General features: G+C 42.5%; 21 protein-coding genes. 1 reads left to right on the top strand and 20 read right to left on the bottom strand.

The window, feature by feature from the left end:
- Positions 1–11: 11 nt before the first annotated feature.
- From smc to A6M13_RS04625, 12 genes are all read right to left on the bottom strand, one after another.
- Entirely contained in the window at positions 12–3575 is a 3564-nt protein-coding gene (gene smc, locus A6M13_RS04680; RefSeq protein ID WP_066543328.1) for a chromosome segregation protein SMC, read from the bottom strand.
- 1 nt (position 3576) lies between these two features.
- Entirely contained in the window at positions 3577–4338 is a 762-nt protein-coding gene (gene rnc, locus A6M13_RS04675) for a ribonuclease III (protein WP_066543326.1), read from the bottom strand.
- Between the two features lie 180 nt (positions 4339–4518).
- The gene (acpP, locus tag A6M13_RS04670; protein WP_066543324.1) at positions 4519–4752 is read right to left on the bottom strand and encodes an acyl carrier protein; all 234 of its coding nucleotides are present in this window, start codon (positions 4750–4752) and stop codon (positions 4519–4521) included.
- 39 nt (positions 4753–4791) lie between these two features.
- On the bottom strand, positions 4792–5538 hold the full coding sequence (gene fabG, locus A6M13_RS04665; protein ID WP_066543323.1) for a 3-oxoacyl-[acyl-carrier-protein] reductase: 747 nt from the start codon (positions 5536–5538) through the stop codon (positions 4792–4794).
- Positions 5531–6472, bottom strand: a complete 942-nt coding sequence (gene fabD / locus A6M13_RS04660; RefSeq protein WP_066543322.1) for an ACP S-malonyltransferase — start codon at positions 6470–6472, stop codon at positions 5531–5533. The genes fabG and fabD overlap by 8 nt, the downstream gene beginning before the upstream one ends.
- 29 nt (positions 6473–6501) lie before the next feature.
- A complete protein-coding gene (gene plsX / locus A6M13_RS04655; protein ID WP_066543315.1) occupies positions 6502–7482 on the bottom strand; it encodes a phosphate acyltransferase PlsX in 981 nt (326 codons plus the stop codon).
- 1 nt (position 7483) lies between these two features.
- Complete coding sequence (gene fapR, locus A6M13_RS04650; RefSeq protein WP_066543314.1) at positions 7484–8056, bottom strand: transcription factor FapR; 573 nt, start codon at positions 8054–8056, stop codon at positions 7484–7486.
- A 96-nt stretch (positions 8057–8152) separates the two neighbouring features.
- The gene (recG, locus tag A6M13_RS04645) at positions 8153–10204 is read right to left on the bottom strand and encodes an ATP-dependent DNA helicase RecG (RefSeq protein ID WP_066543313.1); all 2052 of its coding nucleotides are present in this window, start codon (positions 10202–10204) and stop codon (positions 8153–8155) included.
- Positions 10191–11087: an L-serine ammonia-lyase, iron-sulfur-dependent, subunit alpha gene (gene sdaAA / locus A6M13_RS04640; RefSeq protein WP_066543312.1), complete on the bottom strand. Its 897-nt coding sequence runs from the start codon at positions 11085–11087 to the stop codon at positions 10191–10193. Before sdaAA ends, recG begins: the two co-directional genes overlap by 14 nt.
- Before the next feature lie 12 nt (positions 11088–11099).
- Positions 11100–11762: an L-serine ammonia-lyase, iron-sulfur-dependent subunit beta gene (gene sdaAB, locus A6M13_RS04635; RefSeq protein WP_066543311.1), complete on the bottom strand. Its 663-nt coding sequence runs from the start codon at positions 11760–11762 to the stop codon at positions 11100–11102.
- Positions 11763–11900: 138 nt separating this feature from the next.
- On the bottom strand, positions 11901–13547 hold the full coding sequence (locus A6M13_RS04630; RefSeq protein ID WP_066543310.1) for a DAK2 domain-containing protein: 1647 nt from the start codon (positions 13545–13547) through the stop codon (positions 11901–11903).
- A gap of 18 nt (positions 13548–13565) precedes the next feature.
- Entirely contained in the window at positions 13566–13928 is a 363-nt protein-coding gene (locus A6M13_RS04625) for an Asp23/Gls24 family envelope stress response protein (RefSeq protein WP_066543308.1), read from the bottom strand.
- Positions 13929–14265: 337 nt separating this feature from the next.
- On the opposite strand from A6M13_RS04625, the gene rpmB reads away from it, so the two are divergent.
- On the top strand, positions 14266–14454 hold the full coding sequence (rpmB, locus tag A6M13_RS04620; RefSeq protein WP_066463337.1) for a 50S ribosomal protein L28: 189 nt from the start codon (positions 14266–14268) through the stop codon (positions 14452–14454).
- 52 nt (positions 14455–14506) lie between these two features.
- On the opposite strand, the gene A6M13_RS04615 is transcribed toward rpmB, so the two are convergent.
- The 8 genes from A6M13_RS04615 to fmt are packed head-to-tail and all read right to left on the bottom strand — an operon-like array spanning position 14507 to position 23083.
- Positions 14507–15157 (bottom strand): thiamine diphosphokinase, encoded by a 651-nt coding sequence (locus tag A6M13_RS04615; RefSeq protein ID WP_066543305.1) that lies wholly within the window; start codon positions 15155–15157, stop codon positions 14507–14509.
- The gene (gene rpe / locus A6M13_RS04610; RefSeq protein ID WP_066543303.1) at positions 15154–15819 is read right to left on the bottom strand and encodes a ribulose-phosphate 3-epimerase; all 666 of its coding nucleotides are present in this window, start codon (positions 15817–15819) and stop codon (positions 15154–15156) included. The genes A6M13_RS04615 and rpe overlap by 4 nt, the downstream gene beginning before the upstream one ends.
- A gap of 5 nt (positions 15820–15824) precedes the next feature.
- On the bottom strand, positions 15825–16709 hold the full coding sequence (rsgA, locus tag A6M13_RS04605) for a ribosome small subunit-dependent GTPase A (protein WP_066543301.1): 885 nt from the start codon (positions 16707–16709) through the stop codon (positions 15825–15827).
- Between the two features lie 14 nt (positions 16710–16723).
- On the bottom strand, positions 16724–18883 hold the full coding sequence (gene pknB / locus A6M13_RS04600; protein ID WP_066543299.1) for a Stk1 family PASTA domain-containing Ser/Thr kinase: 2160 nt from the start codon (positions 18881–18883) through the stop codon (positions 16724–16726).
- Between the two features lie 12 nt (positions 18884–18895).
- Positions 18896–19633, bottom strand: a complete 738-nt coding sequence (locus A6M13_RS04595; RefSeq protein ID WP_066543298.1) for a Stp1/IreP family PP2C-type Ser/Thr phosphatase — start codon at positions 19631–19633, stop codon at positions 18896–18898.
- A gap of 10 nt (positions 19634–19643) precedes the next feature.
- The gene (gene rlmN / locus A6M13_RS04590) at positions 19644–20774 is read right to left on the bottom strand and encodes a dual-specificity RNA methyltransferase RlmN (protein ID WP_066543684.1); all 1131 of its coding nucleotides are present in this window, start codon (positions 20772–20774) and stop codon (positions 19644–19646) included.
- Between the two features lie 33 nt (positions 20775–20807).
- On the bottom strand, positions 20808–22169 hold the full coding sequence (rsmB, locus tag A6M13_RS04585; protein ID WP_066543297.1) for a 16S rRNA (cytosine(967)-C(5))-methyltransferase RsmB: 1362 nt from the start codon (positions 22167–22169) through the stop codon (positions 20808–20810).
- On the bottom strand, positions 22166–23083 hold the full coding sequence (fmt, locus tag A6M13_RS04580; protein ID WP_066543683.1) for a methionyl-tRNA formyltransferase: 918 nt from the start codon (positions 23081–23083) through the stop codon (positions 22166–22168). The genes rsmB and fmt overlap by 4 nt, the downstream gene beginning before the upstream one ends.
- Between the last annotated feature and the right edge of the window lie 4 nt (positions 23084–23087).

The following is a 23087-nucleotide window of genomic DNA, read 5'->3' as shown; positions in this document are numbered from 1 at the left end:
CCTCTCCTTCGCTACATTGTGACCGGGGCATCTTGCTCTAACTTAACAGAGACAAGCTTCGATACACCCGATTCCTGCATCGTAATACCATATAATACATCGGCACCTTCCATCGTTCCTTTACGATGTGTAATGACAATGAATTGTGTGTTTGCACTAAATTTTTGTAAGTATTGACTATAGCGAACAACATTTGATTCATCAAGTGCTGCTTCTACTTCGTCTAAAATACAAAACGGCACAGGGCGCGTTTTTAAAATCGCAAATAATAAGCCGATTGCCGTTAATGCACGTTCACCACCGGATAATAAGCTTAAGTTTTGGAGCTTTTTGCCTGGTGGTTGCGCAACGATTTCAATCCCCGTCTCTAACATATTCTCAGGGTCTGTCAGCACTAAATCTGCTTGCCCACCACCGAATAATTCACGGAAGACGACTTTGAAATGCTCACGAATAGACATAAATGTTTCGGTAAAGCGTTGCGTCATTTCATCGTCCATTTCACGAATCGCACCGTGAAGCGTTTCTTGCGCTTCAATTAAATCATTACGCTGGTCTGTTAAAAATTGATGGCGGTCCGATACTTCTTGGAACTCCGCAATTGAATTTAAATTGACAGGACCTAATTCTTCAATCGATTGTTTTAACAGCTTCACCTTACGACGCGCATACTCTAAATCAGCAATATTTTTCACTTCTAACTGTGCATCTTCAAATGTGAGTTCGTATTGCTCATGCAGTTGATGCGTTTCAGATTCCACTAATAATTCTAGACGATTGCTCTTTACTTCTAATTGGTGCAGTGCCTCCACAAAGCCTTTATGTTGGCGTACTACTTCTTGTAATTGTACTTCCAATATTTGAAGGGCTTGTTGGTCTGCTGTACGCTGCTCCTTTAACGCTTGAATATCAGCCGTTAACGTTTGACGCTTCACTGTCCAGTCGTGCACTTGCTGCATTAAATGCTCCAGTGTCATCTCACCTTGCTGCTCTTCTGAATCCATCCATTCCAGCTCTTGTGTTAACGTTTCAAGACGCTCGGTTGCGCGCATTTTTTGCAATGCGACTTCGGCAGCTGTTACTTGAATGTGTGCACGTTGCTCTTCAAGCACCGCTAACTCCGCGCGTTTTTCTGCAAACGTTTCACGTATCGCATCTTTTTTCGATTCATTTTGTTCTTTCGATATATTCATCGTGTCAATTAAGGCGTTAATTTGCGTCAACTCTGTTGCAAGCTCCGTTAAACGTTGCTGTGCGCGTTGCTGTGCAACAAGTAATGCCTCTTTACGCGTCGCAAAATCATTGTGCTCAGACGTTGTTAGCGATACACGTGTTTTCAATGTGCGCTCAATCGATTCCAGCTCGCGTAATTTCGCAGCACGCTCAATTTGCGTTGCTCGTAAGTCATCATTTGCGACTTTCGCTTGCTCTACTTGCTCACGCATCGTCATGAGTGCTTGCTTATCTGCTGCAATGCTTTTTTCTGCTTGCGCAATTTTCGCTGTCATTTCGGTTAATGTTACGAGTAATTGGTCTAACTCGGAACGGCGTGAGAATACCGAATTTTGGTTTTTCATTGCACCACCAGTTAATGAACCACCTGCATTGACAATATCTCCATCAAGTGTCACAACACGGAATTTAAATTGGCACGCTCTTGCAATGGCACTTGCACCGTTTAAATCTTTCGCAACGATCACATTGCCAATTAAATTCTCAACAATCGTTCGGTTTGCGTCATCAAATGACACCAGCTCATCTGCTACTGCAACAAATGCTGGGTGTTCAACGATATGCGCAATCGCTTGACGTTGTAATTTACGCGATTTCATCACCGTTTTCGGTAAAAACGTTGCACGACCTGCGCGCTTTTGTTTTAAAAAGGCAATCGCTTGCTGAGCTGCTTGTTCATCCGTTGTAATAATATGTTGTGCAGCTGCACCCAGCGCTGTTTCAATCGCTTTTGTAAACTGTGTCGGCACTTGCACAAGTTCCGCTACAGCCCCCTCAATGCCACGTAATTCGCCTTTATCACGCGCAACAAGTGTTTCTTTAACACCTTGGAAAAACCCTGAAAAATCCGCTTCAAGCGCTTCTAAAGAATCTTTGCGTGCCTGTTGTTGCTGTTGTAGACGATAGGCATCATAGAGCACTGCTTCTTTTTGTTCAAGCTTTTGTGCTAACTGTGTAAATTGCTGCTGTGATGTTGCGTAATTCGCAAGCTGCGTCGAAAGTGCCTCGTCCGTTTGTGCTAATAATGCTTCTACTTGCTGCTTTTCTTCACGAATCGCGACCAGCTCATCATTAATTTGTTCCGTTTGTGATGTCATACGAACGTTCATTTCTTGCTGCTGTACTAATTGATTCGCTAAATGTTTCAGCTCATTTTTGACAGTTGCTTGTTCATTTAAGCGCTCAATATAAATAGATTTTTGCTCTTCAATTTCATCCGCAATTTCTGATGCAGAACGGCTTAATACATGTTCAAGCCGCTTCACTTCTGCTTTAATATCCGCTAATAGAGTTTGCTTGCGCTCAAACTGTTCTTTTACATCTGCTTCTTGCGCTGTCAATGCTTCTACCGTATCACGCACTTCCGCGATTGATTCCGTTAATTTTGCACGCTGTTGCTCACGGCTTTCAGAACGTTGTGTTTGGAGTGCTCTACGCCCTTCCCAACGCTCGACTTCCGTACTCGCTTCGATTAAGGCATTTTGTGCGCCATCTAAGGTCGTATCAAGTGTCGCTAACGCTTTACGTAACGTAAATACTTGTGCCTCTTCCGCTTCGATACGCGTCGCAAATTGCTGCTCTTGCTGTTTTAATGTTGCCATTTCTGTTTGTGCGGCGGCTAATTGTGCCGTATACGTTTGCAAATTATGTACAAGTAGCGCAATATCGTAGTCGCGCATTTCTTCGGTCATTTGTAAATAATCTTGCGCAGCAGATGCCTGCATATGCAGTGGCTCCAAACGACGATCTAATTCATGTAAAATATCGAGCACTCGATTTAAATTCTCGTCTGTCTCCACTAATTTATGCTCTGCTTTTTTCTTGCGTAGCTTATACTTTAAAACACCTGCCGCTTCCTCAAAAATCGAGCGGCGATCAAGTGCACGGCTATTTAAAATTTCATCGACACGCCCTTGAGAAATAATCGAAAACGCTTCTTTCCCGAGACCAGAGTCCATAAATAAATCGGTAATATCTTTTAATCGACAGCTTTGCTTATTTAATAAGTATTCACTATCCCCTGAGCGGTACACACGACGTGTAACGCTCACTTCTGTATAAGGATAGTTTAATTGCTCATCTGTGTTGTCTAACACCAATGTCACTTCCGCAAAGTTCAGTGGCTTACGTGAGTCACTACCTGCGAAAATAACATCCTCCATTTTCGCGCCACGAAGCGACTTCGCTGACTGTTCACCTAATACCCAACGAACCGCATCAATGACATTACTTTTTCCGGAGCCATTTGGACCAACTACAGCTGTTACGCCGGGTACAAAATCGATACCAATGCGGTCTGCGAACGATTTAAATCCAATAACATCTAGTCGCTTCAGGAACATATTAGCCCTCCTGTTGAGCTGCTTCGCGCAACGCTTTCATTGCTACTTGCGCTGCTTGCTGCTCTGCCTCTTTCTTTGATTTCCCACGGCCGATCCCTAACTCTGTGTCATTTAACACAACTTGTGACACAAATGTACGGTTATGTGCCGGTCCTTTTTCCTCAATAATGGCATAATGCAGCACGCCATTATTCGATTGCTGCACCATTTCTTGTAGCTGACTTTTAAAATCCATCACATGCGAAAAAGCACCGACTTCTACTTTCGGAAATACGATTTTTTCTAAAAAGCATACTGCCTCATCTAACCCTTTATCTAAATATAATGCGCCAACAAATGATTCAAATACGTCCGCCAGTAATGCTGGACGTTCACGACCACCTGTTAGCTCCTCGCCTTTTCCAAGTAATACAAATTGCCCGAAATTTAATTCATTGGCAAAAATAACAAGTGACGGTTCACAAACAATAGATGCACGTAGCTTTGTTAGCTCTCCTTCACTCATATGTGGGTATTTCTCAAAAAGATATTTAGAAACAGATAATTCGAGTACAGCGTCTCCTAGAAACTCTAGTCGTTCATTGTCTGTAAATAATTTACGACGATGCTCATTCACATAAGATGAATGTGTGAAAGCTTGGTATAGCAAATTTTTATTGTCGAATTGAACATTCAATTCACGTTGTAATACTTCAAATTGCTGACGCGCTTTCTCTGATAATACACCTGGCTGTTGGTGTTGCCCTTTACGTTTAGTTCCCATTTAAGATCTGCCTTCCTTTAGTTTCTACCGTTAGTTTATCCTCTTTAGCGTAATTGTGCAAAAGGAAACATGTAAAATCGTGCAGAAGTCGTTATTTTTCTATAATTCCGATAATGCAACGAAAAAGAGACACGTTAAATCCGTGCCTCTTTGAAATGGATAAACCATCTACTTACGCTATTATTGTTTGCTTTCGATATACGAAATTGCGTGACCAACTGTTGAGATTTTCTCTGCATCTTCATCAGAGATTTCCATATCAAACTCATCTTCTAGTTCCATTACTAATTCAACTACGTCTAATGAGTCTGCACCTAAGTCTTCACGGAATGAAGCTTCTGGTGTTACTTCGCTTTCCTCAACGCCTAAACGGTCAACGATTACGCGTGTTACACGCTCGATTACTGTGCTCATGTATGCCACCTCCTCTCAAAGTAATTATTGATCCTATCCTTACATCACTAAGCCGCCATCGATATGTAGCGTTTGTCCTGTAATATAGCTTGCGTCCTCAGATGCTAAAAAGGCTACTGCTTTTGCAATATGCATAGGTTGTCCTAGCTTTGCAAGTGGAATTTGTGCGAGCATCGCATTTTTCACATCTTCCGGTAACGCATCGGTCATTTCTGTCGTAATAAAGCCAGGTGCAATCGCATTGACTAAAATATTGCGGCTTGCAAGCTCTTTGGCTGTCGTTTTCGTTAAGCCAATGACACCCGCTTTTGCTGCCACATAATTTGCCTGTCCCGCATTCCCCGATACACCCACAATAGATGAAATATTAATGATACGTCCGTAACGCTGCTTCATCATCGTACGCGTTACAGCTTTTGTACAAAGGAAAACGCCCTTTAAGTTCGTGTCAATTACATCGTCCCACTCATCTTCCTTCATACGCATCATTAAATTATCACGCGTAATGCCTGCATTGTTCACTAAAATATCGACGCGTCCAAATGCTTCGATTGTTTGTTTCACAAGTGCATCGACTGCATCTGTCTGTGAAACGCTTGCTTGCACCGCAATCGCTTCGCCGCCATTTGCTTGAATCGTAGATACAACTTGCTGTGCTTTTTCAGTGCTACCGCTATAATTGACAACAATTTTTGCGCCTTGTGCAGCGAGTTCTAACGCGATAGCTTCACCGATTCCACGGCTTGCGCCTGTCACAATTGCGACTTGTCCTTGTAACTTAGTCATGCTGAAGTGCCCCTTTCACATGTTCAACTGCTTGTTGTAATGTTGCTTCATCATAGACACATAAGCATGTTGCTGAACGGTCTACTTTTTTTACTAAGCCACTTAGCACTTTTCCCGGACCGCATTCAATAAATGTTGTCACACCTAAGTCCAACATTTTGCGAACCGATTGCTCCCATAATACAGGACGGCTTACTTGCTCAATGAGTTCTTGCTGTACATCTTCTACTGCTAAAACGTCCGCACGAACATTCCCAATAATCGTAGAGGTCGCTTCACTAAATGTGCATTGCTGCAAATCTTGTTGTAATTGCTGCGCTGCTGGTGCCATTAATGCACTGTGAAACGGACCGCTTACTTGTAATGGGATTGCACGTTTCGCCCCGCGTTCTTTCGCCAGCTCACACGCTTGTTGTACTCCTTGTGCGCTACCCGAAATAACAATTTGGCCAGGACAGTTATAATTGGCAATTTGAACACTATGCCCGTTTGCTGTAACATCGTCTGTTACTTGTTGTAAATCTGTAGCATCCATTTGTAAAATGGCTGCCATTGCACCTTCTCCCGCTGGTACAGCTTCGTTCATATATAAACCACGTTTGTGAACAATTGCGACTGCTTCCTCAAATGACATCACCCCTGCTGTCACGAGCGCACTATATTCACCAAGCGAATGTCCAGCAACAACGTCTGGCTCCACCCCTAGAGCTTGTAAACGCTGTGCTACCATCACACCGGTTGTTAGTAGTGCAGGCTGTGCGTGATAAGTAAGTGTCAGTGTGTCTGCTGGCCCTTCAAGCATATATGTCGATAATGGCAAACGTAAAATATCATCTGCCTTCGCATATAATGTACTGTCTTGCTCAGCAAGTTCTGCACCCATTCCTACTACTTGCGACCCTTGCCCTGGAAAAATAAACGCAATTTTATTCATTATGTAAATCCCCTTTGTGTATGTTCAAGTTACGCTTGAATCGTTTTTTCGATTGTTGGACAAACGTTATGGCGTACCATTAAGTCACATTGTTTAATCGCACTAAAAATAGCTGTCGCATTCGACGAACCGTGCGCTTTAATAACCGGTGCTTGCAAGCCAAATAAAGCTGCGCCGCCGTACTCGGTATAGTCCATTTTGTCTTTAATCGTTTTTAATTGAGGTTTCATCATCGCAGCTGCCATCTTTGTTTTCATAGAACTCATAAAGCCCTCTTTCAACATTTTGAACATAATGCCTGCTGTACCTTCAATTGTTTTTAACACCATATTCCCAGTAAAACCATCTGTCACTACGACGTCTGCCACCCCTGTCAGAAGATCACGTGATTCGACGTTGCCGACGAAATTTACATCTGATGCTTTTAAAAGGTCAAATACTGCCTTTGTTAATTCATTACCCTTTTTATCTTCCGTACCGATGTTCAGTAAGCCAACTGTTGGGTTTTGAATGCCGCGTACTTCACGCGCATAAATGACACCCATAATGGCATATTGTAATAAGTACTCGGGCTTTGCATCTGCAGTTGCACCTAAGTCTAGCATCAAAAAGCCTTGTCCATCTAATGTTGGTAATGTTGTCGCTAATGCTGGGCGCTCTACACCTGCAATACGCCCTACTTGGAATAAACCACCTGCCATTAATGCGCCGGTTGACCCAGCAGATAAACAAGCATGTGCCTCTCCTGTTTTCACCGCTTCTAGCATCTTTGCCATCGATGAATCTTTTTTACGACGAACAGCGCGTGCTGCGTCATCGTCATTTGTAATCACTTCTTCACAGTGAATAACTTGCATACGGTCATGCGCTGTTAAAAACGGACGCATCGTGTCTTTATTGCCATATAGCTGCACTTCTAAATCTGGAAATTCATTTAGTGCACGTAATACACCGTCAATTACACTTTTGGGTGCGTGATCGCCGCCCATGCCATCAACTGCTAATTTCATGCTATTCACCCTTACCTTTCGTGCGGTACATTTCAAACTCGCCTTTAAATACAACCTCACCATTTACCGTCGATGTAATATTGACATATGTTCGATTATTGTCATCGTCTTTTCCTGTAACAACCGCTTTTGAAATAATGCGGTCACCTACGTGTACAGGCTTGACGAAATGAATATTTGATTTAACGGTCAAGGCTAATTCATCATCAATCACGGCGACAGCTAATGAGTTCGCTTGAGCAAATAAATGATGCCCTCGTGCAATGCCATTACGCGCAAATACATCTGAAGGTGTGACATCATAAATCGATAATGCTTGCTTATCTAGTTCAATATCAATCATTTCACCGATTACTTCTTCAAGTGGCAATGATTTCACTTCATTTTCAAATGTTTTTGAGGCAACGTTTTTAATACGTTCACGTAGTTCTGGAATCGCTAGCTCCATACGATCTAAACGAATCGTTTGGACACTCACATTAAATTGCTGCGCTAATTGTTCATCTGTGACGAATGGATTGTCTTCAATCGTTTGCGTTAATAACCGCTGACGTTCTTTTTTGGATCTTCTCATAAATCATCCGCCACCTTTTTAGCACTTGGTACTAACAACAGTATATATGACCATAAAAAAGAATGCAATAACCTTTTTTGGTTACTGCATTCTTCATTAGTCAATTCGTTCACCTTCAAGTACACCCGAACGCGCTAAAATCGCTCGTATTGGTGCGTATTCAACATGTTGCCAAAACGCATCTTGTTGCACAAGTTCTGCCGCATGCTGTCTTGCTACTTCGAGCGCACGATAATCATGCACTAAATCCGCTACTTTAAAATCTGGCAAACCACTTTGCTTTTTCCCAAAGAAATCCCCAGGTCCTCGCAATTCCAAATCTTTCTCTGCCAGTTTAAAGCCGTCATTCGTTTCCGTCATTGACATCATACGCTCTTTACCTTCATCTGTTTTCGGGTCTGCCATTAATACGCAGTATGATTGATGCTCGCCACGCCCTACACGTCCGCGCAATTGGTGGAGCTGTGCTAAACCGAAGCGCTCCGCATCATACACTACCATAAATGTCGCATTTGGCACGTTTACACCTACTTCAACGACCGTTGTGGACACTAAAATATGAATGCGCCCCTCACTGAACTCACGCATCACAGCATCCTTTTCAGCCGATGTTAAACGGCCATGCATAAGCCCTACTTCAAAGCGTCCTCGGAATACTTCACGTAATTGCTCATACGCCTCTACCGCATTTTGGACATCGAGCTTGTCCGACTCCTCAATTAATGGACAAATCGCATACGCTTGTCGCCCTTTCACAAGCTCTGACTCAAGCTTCGTCACAACCGCACCAAACTGCTCTTTTTTCACCCAGTGCGTTTCAATTGGCTTTCGTCCTGCTGGCATTTCATCAATCATCGACACATCCATTTCACCAAAGGCAGTAATCGCCAATGTTCTTGGAATCGGTGTTGCCGTCATAAATAACACATCAGGACTCTCACCTTTATCACGTAAAATACGACGTTGCTCCACGCCAAATCGGTGCTGCTCATCCGTAATAACAAAGCCTAAATTTTGAAACACGACATCGGGCTGAATGAGCGCATGTGTACCGATTAAAATATCAATGTCGCCATTTGCTAATTGTTCTAGTATTAGACGGCGTGCTTTGCCCTTTACAGAACCTGATAATAGCGCGGTACGTACATCTACTGCATCAAACCACCCTGCTAAATTTTCGGCATGCTGCTCCGCTAAAATTTCAGTCGGTGCCATCAATGCCCCTTGATAGCCCGCTGTTACGGCTGCATATAATGTAACTGCCGCAACGAGCGTCTTTCCAGAACCTACATCGCCTTGCAGTAAACGGTTCATCCGGTACGGTGTCAGTAAATCTCGACAAATTTCATTGACGACACGCTTTTGTGCACCTGTCAGTTCATATGGTAATGTTTCGATAAATTGCTTCAGACGCGTGTTATCAAATTTAATGACTGTCCCTTTTTCATCATCACGGCGCATTTTACGCAGTGCTTGAATTTGTAATTGGAACAACAGTAACTCCTCAAATACAAAGCGTCTCCTCGCCTGCTTGGCATGCTCTGCATTTTGCGGGAAATGAATCCCCTCAAGTGCTGCACTTACCGGTAACAGCTTATATTGCTCGCGTAGTGAAGCAGGCAAAATGTCGACCACATCTTCCTGATATTCATCAAGTGCCTGGCGCATTAATTTACGGAAACGCTTTTGTTGTAGTGTCCCACGTAAGCTGTATACAGGCTCAAAATCGATTTGGTCTGTTTTCGGCCCAAAATGAACATGCGTGCCATTAATGGCTTGGCGTCCGCGGTCCCATTTACCTGTAATCGTCACAATTTCTCCAGGGATAAGCTTTGCCTTTAAATATGCTTGATTAAAAAAAACAGCCTTCACAAGATGACGTCCTGCTAACACCGCCACTTGAAGACGTGATTTTCCTTTCCCTAAAAACATAACAGCAGGCTCACGTTCAACGCGAGCCTCCACTGTCACCCGCTCATTGTGCGGTGTTTCTGCTAAATCTTTTAAACGAAAGTCTTCATGACGATACGGAAATGTGTAAAACAGGTCATGCATCGTCAAAATGCCCATTGCGAATAAATGTTCAGCGGTTTCTTTACCAACACCTTTTAGCGCGGTAATTGGCGTGTCAATTTTAGTGTTGAACATCTGCTGCGCTTCCGAAGATTTTACGTGCAAGTGCCTGACCTGTTGGCGTTGCTGCTAATCCACCACGAGCGGTTTCTTTTAAACTTGGACTCATTTGTTGCCCAATTCTAAACATCGCACCGATTACTTCATCGGTTGGAATACGACTTGTTACACCTGCTAGTGCCATATCCGCTGCCACAAGTGCATTGGCTGCGCCCATTGCATTACGCTTTACACACGGTACTTCTACTAAGCCCGCTACTGGGTCACACACTAAGCCGAGCATATTTTTCATCGTAATTGAAAACGCTTCGGCACTTTGCTGTGGCGAACCGCCTGCCATTTCGACAATCGCTGCTGCTGCCATCGCTGCTGCTGAACCAACTTCTGCTTGGCATCCACCTGCCGCACCAGAAATCGAAGCATTATTTGCTACGACAAACCCAAATGCGCCTGACGTGAATAAGAAGCGAATCATTTGCTCACGCGTTGGATGTAATTTATTTTTCACAGCGAATAGTGTACCTGGTACAACACCTGCTGAACCAGCTGTAGGTGTCGCGCAAATTGTACCCATTGCTGCGTTGACTTCATTTGTTGCGACTGCCTTACTCACCGCATCCAGTAGTAAATCGCCACTTAGTGCGTTCCCACTTTGAATATATTTCTGAATTAACACAGCATCTCCACCGGTTAAGCCCGTTACAGACGTTACACCTTTTAAGCCACGCTCAACCGCTTCTTCCATTACGACAAGATTGCGGTCCATTTGTGCATAAATATCTTCATAGCTACGGCGTGTCATTGCCATTTCTTGCTCAATCATAATATCAGAAATCAGTTTCCCTTCATTTTCAGCGCGCGCTACTAGTTCGCGTACATTATGAAATAAAACGTCCATGTCAAATCCCCCTTACGTATTCATACGTGATACTTTAATAATATTTGGTATATATGATATTTGTTCTATAATACGGTCATCAATATTTTGGTCTACTTCAATAACCATTAATGCTGTTAAACCACGCTCAATACGAGATACTTCCATATGGCCAATATTGACATTATGCATCGCTAAACAATTGGCAACGTTCGCGATACATCCTGCTCGGTCATCATGCACCACTAAAATCGTCGGCAGGCCACCCGTTAAGTGCAGCTTAAAGTCATTTACTTCACTAATTTCAATTTTGCCGCCACCAATAGAAATGCCGACAACAGACATTTCGCCTTCGTCATCGCCCATGACGATGCGTGTTGTATTCGGATGCTCCATATGCGCCGTTTCAGGAATAAATGTATACGCAAGTCCTGCTTTTTCCGCTTCTTCAAATGCGGTTTTAATACGCTCATCATCGGTATCGTAGTCCAGTAATCCGCCGACTAACGCTACGTCCGTACCGTGCCCTTTATATGTTTCTGCAAATGAGCCGTATAAATGAATTTTCGCCCATTTTGGCTGACGCCCGAATAAATCCCTTGCTACTCGTCCAATACGCGCAGCACCTGCTGTATGTGACGAGGAAGGGCCAATCATTACCGGCCCAATAATATCAAACACCGATGTAAATTTCATTCCAAATCCCTCCTCGAAGATGTGTCTCTAATTGTACCCGAAAAAATTCGGAAAAACCAACGTTAAATGGCAACATGTCTGACCTTTTCATGTGAACAAAAAAAGCGCCCTGAACACTTGATTCAGGACAACTTTTTATTATTCTACCGAAATAATATATGGATATAACGGCTGTTTACCGTTAAATACTTCTACTTCTGCGTCTTCGAATTGTTCCTCAATAAAGGTAGCTAATTCGTTAGCCGCTTCTTCTGTCGTATCTTCACCGTAAATGATTGTAATAATCTCTGAATCTTCATCCACTAGCTCTGCTACTACTTTTTGTGCAGCATCTGTTAATTGTGGTGTCGATAAAACAATCTTACCTTCTGCTAATGCCATATAATCATCTTTGCGAATTTCTACGCCATCAATTGATGTGTCGCGTACCGCATATGTTACTTGACCTGTTTTCACAGCTGAGAACGCTTCAGTCATCACTTCTTTGTTATCGGCTACCGATACTTCGCTGTTAAATGCTAACACAGCTGCCATCCCTTGTGGAATTGTCTTTGTCGCAACAACTGCTGCTTCAATCTCTAATAATTCCACAGCTTGCTCAGCTGCCATGATGATGTTTTTATTGTTTGGTAAAATTAAGACGCGCTCTGCACCAATTTCTTGCACCGCTTTCACGATATCTTCCGTTGAAGGGTTCATCGTTTGACCACCTTCAATTACGTAAGACGCGCCAATAGAGCGTAGCATATCGGCTACACCTTCACCCATCGCAATCGTTACAATCGCATACGGTACTTTTTTCGTTGCAGCTTTCGCTGGTGCTTTATGGTCTTCACCGACGATTGCCGAGTGTTGCTCACGCATATTGTCGACTTTAATTTTCATTAAGCTACCATATTTTTGACCTGCAGTTAGTACAGCACCTGGTGTTTCCGAGTGAATATGTACTTTTGCAACTTCATCATCTGAAATGACTAATAGTGAGTCACCCATAACGCTTAGCTCTTCACGGAAAGCGTATTCATCAAATGGTGCTTTGTCTGCTTCTAAACGCACCATAATTTCTGTACAATAGCCAAATTCAATATCAGCTGTATCCATAAAGTCTTGTGCACGGTGATGCTCTGCGTTAATTAAATCATCTAATGATGCATCATTTTTTTCTGGTAATGCTTCACCTTTTAACGATGCTAAAAAACCTTCGTAAACGAATAGTAAGCCTTGACCACCACTATCGACTACGCCTACTTCTTTTAGTACTGGTAGTAAATCTGGTGTACGGTCTAATGACGCTTTCGCTTCTTGTACTAATGCTTCTGTAATCGCAATTAAGTCTGTCGAATGCTCTGCTGCTGCTACCGCTGCTTTCGCTCCGTCTTTTGCTACCGTTAAAATTGTCCCTTCAACGGGCTTCATAACGGCTTTATATGCCGTATCTACACCGGCTTGGAACGCTTGTGCATAATCAGCTGCCGTTACTTCTTCTAGCTTCTCGATATGTTTACCGAAACCACGGAATAACTGTGATAAAATAACACCTGAGTTACCACGAGCACCCATTAATAATCCTTTTGATAACGCTTGTGCTGTTTTCCCAATATGTGCTTGGGCATGTGCTTCTGTTTCCTTTGCTCCTGATGTCATTGACAAGTTCATATTTGTCCCTGTATCGCCATCTGGTACTGGGAATACGTTTAAAGAATCTACGTAGCCTGCGTTTTGGTAAAGGTGATGTGCACCCATTTGTACCATTTCCGCAAACTTTAATCCGTCTAAAGACTGCATGCGATTCTGTTCCTCCTCTTATACGTTCATGACACGCACACCTTGAACAAAAATGTTCACCGATTTAACGCTCATTCCTAATGTCTTATTTACTGTGTATTTTACTTTTGATTGCACTTGGTAAGCGATTTCCGAAATTTTCGTACCATAGCTTACAATGATATACATATCAATATGTAAATCGTCATTTTGCTGACGTACTAATACGCCTTTCGCAAAGTTTTCTTTACGAAGAATATCTGTCAGTCCATCGCGGATTTGATGTTTAGATGCCATCCCAACAATCCCGTAACACTCAATCGCTGCACCTCCAGCAATTTGCGCTATGACATCGTTTGAAATATCAATTTGACCGAATTCGTTGTTTAACTCAATTGACATGTAAATGCCCCCTTGGCTCTATTAGACTAAACTATATTGTACTACACAACAACACATTATAAAAGAAAACTCACCAATTAAGCTAGTGAGACATAGTATCTATTTCAAAAAATTACAGGCGTTTGTGAAAACTTTTGGGAATATGTTGCCTTATAATTCTTCCTCAATCCGCGCTTTTGCTATTGTTGTCACACATTTTAGGTGTAAAGGTTTTTTTCTTGAAAGTGTATGTGAAATGTCTTGCACTCACCCTTAGACTGTGGTAAATTATTATGGTATGTGAAATACCGAACTGAAAAACAAGCTTTCAGATTCATTTGTTAGGAGGGAAATATACATGCCAAAACAATGTGTAATCACTGGCCGTAAAGCTCGTTCAGGTAACACTCGTTCTCACGCAATGAACGCTTCTAAACGTACTTGGGGCGCTAACCTACAAAAGGTTCGTATCCTAGTTGACGGTAAGCCAAAGCGTGTATGGGTTTCTGCTCGTGCATTAAAATCAGGTAAAATCGAGCGCGTTTAATTCGTGCATATAAAAAGGACTCACCTTTATGGTAAGTCCTTTTTTTATTTGTTTAATCGTGGCTTCGTACAACTAAGCAAATGCCCGCTGTAAACGAAATTGTCGCTTCCTCTGCTACAATTTCATTGCTCGTAAAACGCGATGACATACGTGTAATCGTTTCATTCGTCGTTTCATATTTCACGCCCCGTAATGTAATGCCTTCAACATGACCGTCATATGCAAAAAGCGACATATATGGAAACTCCTTTGCTCGTTTCACACGGTGCGTCCCTGGCACTAAAATACGCAGCTCATTTTGATTGTTTAGTACCTTCACAATGACTTGTTCATGCGCAAGCTGAATACGCCCTACTGAACGCATCGCTGCCTCTGAATGGTCTAAACGTCCACCTGTAATCCCCGTAATCCAAATTTCTGAAAATCCCTGCTCAACGGCATATAATAACGCTAAGTCGGTATCCGTATCATCCTTTTCAGCAGCGTAACGGTGAATTTCCGATACTTGCGATGACACATACGCCCACTCTTCGTCATTTAGCGAATCAAAATCTCCAAGAATAGCTGTCGGCTTCAGCCCTGCTTGCAGTAAATAAAAAGCGCCGCGATCAGCACCGATATACACGATGTCTTGTCGCGACGCCAAAGCAGTCAGGTCATACAATTGTTCTCGTGGCCCGCCTGCACAAATAAACGCAATCACGAAATTGCTGCTTCTCCAGCTGCTTGAATCTCTTGTAACGCTGCCGCACGGTCTTCTTTGCCGAAAATAGCCGAACCGGCAACAAAGATATTCGCGCCTGCTTTTGCACATGGTACAATCGTTTCTGCTGTAATACCACCATCAATTTCAATGTCAATTGATAAACCGCGCTCTTTAATAATTGTAGATAACGCTTCAATTTTCGGTACGACTGATGAAATGAATTTTTGACCACCAAAGCCTGGGTTTACGGTCATAAATAATACCATGTCGATATCTTCTAACACGTGCTGAATCGTTTCAATCGGTGTATGTGGATTTAACACGACACCTGGCTTTACGCCATATGAACGAATTAATTGAATCGTGCGGTGTAAATGACGACACGCTTCAACGTGTACTGTAATATATGTTGCACCTGCTTTTGCAAATTGCTCAATGTACTGGTCTGGATTTTCAATCATTAAATGAACATCAAGTGGTAATGTTGTATGCGGACGAATCGCATCCATTACTAATGAGCCAAATGAAATATTTGGCACAAAATGGCCGTCCATTACGTCTACGTGAATCAATTGTGCTCCAGCTGCTTCTACTTCTTTTACTTCTTGTCCTAGCTGCGCAAAATCCGCCGCTAAAATAGATGGTGCAATTTTAATCATAATTATTAGTACCTCGGCTTTCGATCCATAATTTCTTCTAAAAATTGTAAGTAATGCTCATAACGATATGCACGAATTTCTCCCGCTTCTACAGCATCTTTCACAGCACATTTTGGCTCTTTCACATGTAAACAGCCACGGAATTTACACGACTCTGCTGTACGCGCAAGTTCTGGGAAGCACGCCGTTAATTCTTCACGCTCAATCGTATCGAAATCAAACGAGCTAAACCCTGGCGTATCTGCTAATAAGCCACCTGCTACTTCCATTAACTCCACATGGCGCGTTGTATGTTTACCGCGTCCTAAATGCTGTGAAATAACACCTGTTTTTAGCGCTAACGATGGTAATAAAGTGTTCAGTAACGTTGATTTTCCAACCCCTGATTGTCCTGCTAAAACCGTTGTTTTGCCCTCAAGTACTGGCACAAGACGCTCCATTAACGATGCATCGTCAATAAATGTTTCGATAACATCATAGCCGATTTCTTTGTAATCATCAATATAAGGTTGTAATTCTGTACGCTGCGCTTCACTTAATAAATCCATTTTCGTTAAGCAAATAATCGGCTGAATGTGGAAAGATTCCAAAACAACTAAAAAGCGGTCGAGTAAAATGGTATTGAAATTCGGCTCCTTCACAGAAAACACTAAAATAGCTTGGTCAATATTGGCAATCGGCGGACGTACAAGCTCATTATCACGTGGGAAAATCTTTTGAATCGTCCCATCGGAGCCTGCTGTTTCTACCGTATATTCAACGAAATCACCCACTAATGGTGATTCACCGCGATTTCGAAATACGCCTCTTCCTCGACATTGAATCAGTTGTCCATCTTTTTCTACATAGTAATAGCCACTTAAAGCTTTACGAATTTGGCCTGTCGCCATCAGATCATCCTTTCTTATAAGTCATCATATGAAATTACTTCTTCAATGATCACTTCATTGTCACGCATCACACGATACGCAGCTTCTGTTCCTTCTTGTATTTGCAATTGAATGCGATGTGATGTCGTCTCAGTAATTGTGAACTCTTCTACTGGTTTTGACATCGTATTGTTTTTATCTTGAATATAAATTTGAATCGTTTGCTCGATTGGTTCTGCCGTTTCAGAAGGCTGCTCTACCGGCTCTTCTTCGACTGGTAGTTCCTCTTCAGTAGACTCATTTTCATCCGTAATGTCTTGCTCTTCGTCCGGCGCTGGTGCCTCTTCCTCTTGTTGCGGTGCTTCCGTTACTGGTTGTTCCTCAGCACTGTAAGGAATCGAAATGACTTGCACGAATGTTTTTACCGGCTTTTCTGCTGGTCCTTTTGACATGACAACACTAATGGTGCTGCCGACTTCAATTGACGAATTGGCTGATGGTGTTTGGTTCATAACATCGCCTGCTGGAATCGTCTCTGAATGCTCTTCTCGTGTGACGTTAATTTTAAAGCCAGACGAACGCGCATATTCATTTAACGCCGATTCATTGTAACCTGTTAAGTCCGCAACACGCGCTGTATTGCTACCTTGGCTCACCGTTAATGTCAGTACCGTTTCACTTTCAACGACTTGCTCTCCTGGCACTGGCGACTGCGACAACACAGTACCTGCTTTTTCGTCTGAATACTCTTCATTAATGACAACATCCACATAATCGCGGTCTTTTAAAATGCTCAGTACTTGGTCGACATTTTGTCCAACATAATTGCTGACGCTTTTCTTTTCTTTCCCAATGCTGACGATTAAATCAATTTCGCCACCTTGCTCAATTTCTTTTCCAGCAGCTGGTGACGTTTCAATAATCTTACCTTCGTCAACCGTATCAGATGTACGTTCACGCTCGTCACCTACCGCAAAGCCTTGTGATTCAAGCTCATCAATCGCTTCTTCTAATGTCAGTGCTGTGACGTCTGGTACACTTACTTTTGTCGGTGACATAAGAGACGGCAGTAAAAAGATCAGCAAAGCAAGTAGTGCCATAATACCGAGCAAAATACCAATAATCATCGGGCTTTTCGACTTTTTCTTTTTCGCTGGCGGTTCTGGTGATGGCGGCGATGGTTCAACAGCCGCCTTTTTTATAGGTGGTGCAATGACCACATCATCGTCTTCCTCTTCAACAGCGGGCTGTACCGGTTCTATACGACGTGTCGGTGTCGCATCTTGCACCGGAAATACCGGTTTTATAATCGGCATTGCCTTTGTTGCATCATCATCGTCAAGCGGCAATGTAAAGAGTTGTTCATGTAAACGCTGAGGACTTAATACCGTTTGTAAATCTTGCGTCATTTCTTCGACAGACTGATAACGATGCAATGGGTCTTTTGCGGTCGCTTTTAACACGACATTTTCGACACTTTGTGGAATATAACTATACTTTTCTCGAACAGATGGTGTCTCTTCTTGCAAATGCTTCAGAGCAATCGCTACTGGTGATTCACCATAAAATGGTAGCTCCCCCGTTAACAATTCATACATGACAACACCAAGTGCGTAAATATCAGACTTTTTCGTTGCCATGCCACCACGTGCTTGTTCAGGCGATAAATAATGCACTGTGCCTAGTACAGAATTTGTTTGTGTATACGCCGTTGCATTGAGCGTTACCGCAATGCCAAAATCCGTCACTTTTACTTCGCCCTCTTTATTCATCAACACATTTTGAGGCTTAATATCACGGTGAATAATATGATTATCATGTGCTTGGCTAATCGCGTGTGTCAGACTTAACATAATTTCTACGACACGTGCTACCGGAATTGGTGAATGTTGTTGTATGTATTCTTTCAATGTTTGGCCATCGACATACTCCATCACAATATAATGCACATCTTCATCTTGACCGACATCATAAATTCCTACAATGTTTGGATGTGTAAGGCTCGTTACAGATAATGCTTCTCGCTGAAAACGACGATGCAGCTCTTCTTCGTTTTTAAAATCATAGCGCAATACTTTCATCGCCACTTCACGGTCCAAAATCATATCATGCGCTAAATAAACGTGGCTCATCCCGCCGCCGCCAATAAGACTTAACACTTTATAACGATCACTAATACGTTTTCCTTCTAACATACCCTACACCTCCTATCCATTATAAAGAAGGGCGAGAGAAATGTTATCCTCGCCGCCGCTATCGTTTGCTAGTTGTACAAGCATTCGACCTTTTTCTTCTAGTGTTTTTTCGAGCAATAAAATGGCCTGTATTTCTGCGATACTGCATTTATCACTTAAGCCGTCTGAACATAATAAAATATACGTATCAGCCGGCACTTCAAATGTGTAAAATGTTGGCTCTACATGTCGCTCCGTGCCGACCGCTTTTGTAATAACATTGCGACGCGGATGATGCTCCGCTTCTTCCTCGCTAATTTCACCGTGGTCTACAAGTACATTGACATAGGAATGGTCACGCGTAATTTGCACGGCATCCTGTTCGGTAAATGTATACACACGGCTATCACCAATGTGACAAATCGTGAAATGCCCACCGTCGATAAGTGCTGCAATTAACGTCGTTCCCATCCCTGTACATTGCTTATGGCGTAATGAATAATCATATACTTCTTCATTAATTCGTTTCACCGTTTGTTCTACCCATACTTGCTTACTTAGTTGTTCATTAAGTGTCGCTGTATCTACTTGTAAAAACTGCTCTTCAAATAATGTAATCGCCATGTCACTCGCAATTTCTCCAGCATTATGGCCACCCATACCATCGGCAAGAAGCGCGAGCATATGCCCGTCTTCTCGCACTGATACGTGTACACGGTCTTCATTCACCGCGCGTTTTAAGCCCACATCCGATTCGACTGTGAATTTCACAATAGTTCACCTACTTTGTTTCTTCAGCACGTTCTTGTGCACGTAATTGTCCACATGCAGCGGCAATATCCGCACCTTGCTCACGACGAATAGTTACGTTTACACCTCGTGCTTTTAATGCTTTTTCAAATGCAAAAATACTGCTGCGTGATGTACGTACGTAATCGCGCTCTGGTACATAGTTGATTGGAATTAAGTTTACGTGACACTTAATCCCTTTAATTAATGTGGCTAACTCGTTTGCAACTTCAACTGAGTCATTCTCACCCGACATTAACCCATACTCGAAGCTTACGCGACGACCTGTTTTTTCTGTATAGTATTTCACCGCTGCTAGTAATTCTTCTAATTTATAGGCACGTGCAATTGGCATTAGCTTTTGACGTGCTTCTTGGTTCGGTGCGTGTAATGATACCGCGAAGTTAATTTGCATACCTTCATCTGCGAATTCATAAATTTTCGGTACGATACCTGATGTCGATACCGTAATATGACGCGCACCAATGTGTAAGCCTTTATCGTGGTTCATAATTTTTAAGAAGTTCATCATCGCATCATAGTTATCAAACGGCTCACCGATACCCATAATAACGATAGACGATACACGCTCTTCTGTTTCATCTAAAATTTGTTGTACTTTCACTACTTGCTCAACAATTTCACCTGCTAATAAGTGACGTTTTAAACCACCTAATGTTGACGCACAGAACGTACAACCGATACGACAACCCACTTGTGTCGTTACACAAATTGAATTTCCGTAATCATGGCGCATTAATACCGTTTCAATTGAATAGCCATCTTGTAATTGGAATAAAAACTTGATTGTGCCATCTTTTGATTCTTGTTTAATAATTGTTGATAATGTTGTTAATAGGAAGTTTTCCTCTAACTTTTCACGTAATGACTTCGGAAGGTTTTTCATATCATCATACGTTTTCACACGTTTACTATATAACCACTCATAAATTTGTGCAGCACGGAATTTTTTCTCGCCGTGTTCTTCTAACCAAGCTTGCAGTTCATCTAAACGTAAAGAATAAATCGATTCTTTTAGTTGTGGCTTCTCTTTTTTCTCACGACGTTTTGGTGCAGCTTCTTGTACTAAATCTTCAATACGGCCTGCAATTTGCTCTTTCATTTCTTCATGTTGTTTTTCTAACATATTAAATTATTATTCTCCTTTTTTACGAAACGCGGCTACAAAAAATCCGTCACTACCGAAGTCTTGTGGGAATACTTGTAGCATGCCGTTTTGCTGCTTATCCATTAAGCTTGTTGGCAATTGCATTTCGATTACTTCCATTTGTGGATGTGCTGCTAAAAATGCTTCGACAGTGCCTTCATTTTCCGTACGGTCAACCGTACATGTTGAATACACTAAACGACCATTTGGTTTTAATAATGTCACGGCATTGTCAAGCAGTGCTAATTGAATCGTTTGTAAGTTCGCTAAATCTTCTTCACGCTTCGTATATTTAATGTCTGGCTTACGACGCATAACCCCTAAGCCTGAACATGGTGCGTCAACAAGTACGCGGTCAAAGCTTGCTTCACCAAGTAAAGCTGCTGATTTCCGACCATCAAGCGGCACTGCTTCTACAATGTTTAAGCCTAAACGGGCTGTATTTTCATCGATTAAATCAAGCTTTTTCGCATGTAAATCTGTCGCTAATACTTTCCCTTCATTGCGCATTTTCTCGGCAATATGTGTCGTTTTCCCACCTGGTGCTGCACACATATCATAAATGCGTTCACCTGGCTGTGGGTCAAGCACCGTTGCTGGTAACATCGAGCTTTCGTCTTGAATAGTCGCAAATCCTTTTTTAAATAAAGATGTTCGCGCAGCTGTCCCACTCATTAAATGAATACATTCTGGCATAATGTCACTACGACGTGCTTTCACACCTTCGCGCTCTAAAATTTGAAGCGCTTCGTCTACGGTAATACGCGTCGTATTCACACGCATCGTTTGCAGTGGTGGCACATTGTTTTCTTGTAACATATCACTCGCTTGCTCATAGCCATACATCTCTACCCAGCGTGATACAAGCCACTGCGGATGAGATGTTTCAATCGCTAAACGCTCTACGCGGTCTGCAATATCATCTACTGAACGCACACCTTCACGTAAAATGCTACGTAATATACCATTGACCGTTGAAGCAATGCCTTTATGACCACGACGTTTCGCAATTTCAACCGCTTCATTTACCGCGGCATGTGCTGGGATACGTGTTAAATAATGCATTTGGTACAGCGATAAACGCAGTAACCATCGCACCCATAAGTCTACTTTCCCGCGAATGAACGGCTCTAAATAATAATCTAGCGTATATTTATATTGTAATGTGCCATACGTTAATTCCGTCAATAAACCGCGGTCTTTGGCATCTTTAATGTTGTATTTCTCAATCGTTTGGTTCAGTAATAAATTACTGTATGCTTGGCTTTTATCAACCGTTAATAAAATCGTTAATGCCGCGTCGCGTACATTGCCATCCCAAATGATTTCTTTTTTCTTTTGTTTACTCATTCAAAGCGGTCCCCAATCTGTAATTTCGACCCTGTCCCACGTAAATAATCCGTTGCTGACATACGTTTTTTACCAGCTGGTTGCACGTCTGTTAACAGCAGTACACCGTCACCTGTTGCAACGCCAAATGAGTCTTTGTTAATTTCTACAACCGTGCCTGGTACTGCATCGGTTTGTCCACCGACTTGTGCCCACCAAATTTTAAACGTTGCTTCTTCAAACGTTGTGTATGCCACTGGCCAAGGATGTAAGCCGCGCACTTGGTTATATAAGTCACGCGCTGATTTTGTCCAGTCGATACGTTCTTGCTCACGAGAAATATTGCGTGCATACGTCACTTGTGATTCGTCTTGTACAATTGAATCATTCGTGCCCGCTTCAAGTGAAGGCAATGTTTCCTTCAATAAATCACGGCCAACGATGCTTAGTTTATCAAACATGCTACCTGTATGATCTGTTTCTTCAATCGCAATCGCACGCTGTGAAATAATGTTACCGGCATCCAGCTTCTCTGCCATATACATAATTGTCACACCTGTCTGTGCTTCACCATCAATGATCGATTGGTGAATTGGTGCACCACCGCGATATTTCGGTAACAGTGATGCGTGTACATTTACACAGCCTAAGCGCGGTGCATCTAAAATGTCTTTCGGTAAGATTTGACCAAATGCCGCTGTAACAATTAAATCCGCATTCATGGCAATAATGTCTGCCATCTCTTGTGAACCGCGTAGCTTTTCTGGCTGTAATACTGGTAAACCTAACGCTAACGCCTCTTCTTTTACAGGTGTTGCCGTTAATACTTTTTTACGCCCCACTGGACGATCCGGCTGTGTTACAACCGCTACAATGTCATGACCTTCTTCATGCAACATACGTAAAATTGGTGCTGAAAAGGCCGGTGTTCCCATAAAT

It is taken from the genome of Caryophanon tenue (genome assembly GCF_001700315.1).
In the GTDB taxonomy this organism is placed as follows: Bacteria; Bacillota; Bacilli; order Bacillales_A; family Planococcaceae; genus Caryophanon; species Caryophanon tenue.
Note: the sequence above shows the minus strand (reverse complement) of the source record. Positions and strands in the feature narration are given on the sequence as shown.

Bases quoted from the DNA above. Each gene is read 5' to 3' on its own strand.
- acpP (WP_066543324.1), bottom strand. From the start codon at position 4,752: ATGAGCACAGTAATCGAGCGTGTAACACGCGTAATCGTTGACCGTTTA.
- rpmB (WP_066463337.1), top strand. From the start codon at position 14,266: ATGCCAAAACAATGTGTAATCACTGGCCGTAAAGCTCGTTCAGGTAAC.
- rpe (WP_066543303.1), bottom strand. From the start codon at position 15,819: ATGATTAAAATTGCACCATCTATTTTAGCGGCGGATTTTGCGCAGCTA.
- plsX (WP_066543315.1), bottom strand. From the start codon at position 7,482: ATGAAATTAGCAGTTGATGGCATGGGCGGCGATCACGCACCCAAAAGT.
- sdaAB (WP_066543311.1), bottom strand. From the start codon at position 11,762: ATGAAATTTACATCGGTGTTTGATATTATTGGGCCGGTAATGATTGGC.
- A6M13_RS04630 (WP_066543310.1), bottom strand. From the start codon at position 13,547: ATGCAGTCTTTAGACGGATTAAAGTTTGCGGAAATGGTACAAATGGGT.
- rnc (WP_066543326.1), bottom strand. From the start codon at position 4,338: ATGGGAACTAAACGTAAAGGGCAACACCAACAGCCAGGTGTATTATCA.
- sdaAA (WP_066543312.1), bottom strand. From the start codon at position 11,087: ATGGACGTTTTATTTCATAATGTACGCGAACTAGTAGCGCGCGCTGAA.
- rsmB (WP_066543297.1), bottom strand. From the start codon at position 22,169: ATGAGTAAACAAAAGAAAAAAGAAATCATTTGGGATGGCAATGTACGC.
- fabG (WP_066543323.1), bottom strand. From the start codon at position 5,538: ATGACTAAGTTACAAGGACAAGTCGCAATTGTGACAGGCGCAAGCCGT.
- A6M13_RS04625 (WP_066543308.1), bottom strand. From the start codon at position 13,928: ATGTCAATTGAGTTAAACAACGAATTCGGTCAAATTGATATTTCAAAC.
- rsgA (WP_066543301.1), bottom strand. From the start codon at position 16,709: ATGGCGACAGGCCAAATTCGTAAAGCTTTAAGTGGCTATTACTATGTA.
- smc (WP_066543328.1), bottom strand. From the start codon at position 3,575: ATGTTCCTGAAGCGACTAGATGTTATTGGATTTAAATCGTTCGCAGAC.
- recG (WP_066543313.1), bottom strand. From the start codon at position 10,204: ATGTTCAACACTAAAATTGACACGCCAATTACCGCGCTAAAAGGTGTT.
- fabD (WP_066543322.1), bottom strand. From the start codon at position 6,472: ATGAATAAAATTGCGTTTATTTTTCCAGGGCAAGGGTCGCAAGTAGTA.
- fapR (WP_066543314.1), bottom strand. From the start codon at position 8,056: ATGAGAAGATCCAAAAAAGAACGTCAGCGGTTATTAACGCAAACGATT.
- fmt (WP_066543683.1), bottom strand. From the start codon at position 23,083: ATGGGAACACCGGCCTTTTCAGCACCAATTTTACGTATGTTGCATGAA.
- pknB (WP_066543299.1), bottom strand. From the start codon at position 18,883: ATGTTAGAAGGAAAACGTATTAGTGATCGTTATAAAGTGTTAAGTCTT.
- rlmN (WP_066543684.1), bottom strand. From the start codon at position 20,774: ATGAAAGAGCAAATTGCAGGCCGTATTGAAGATTTAGTACAAGAAGCT.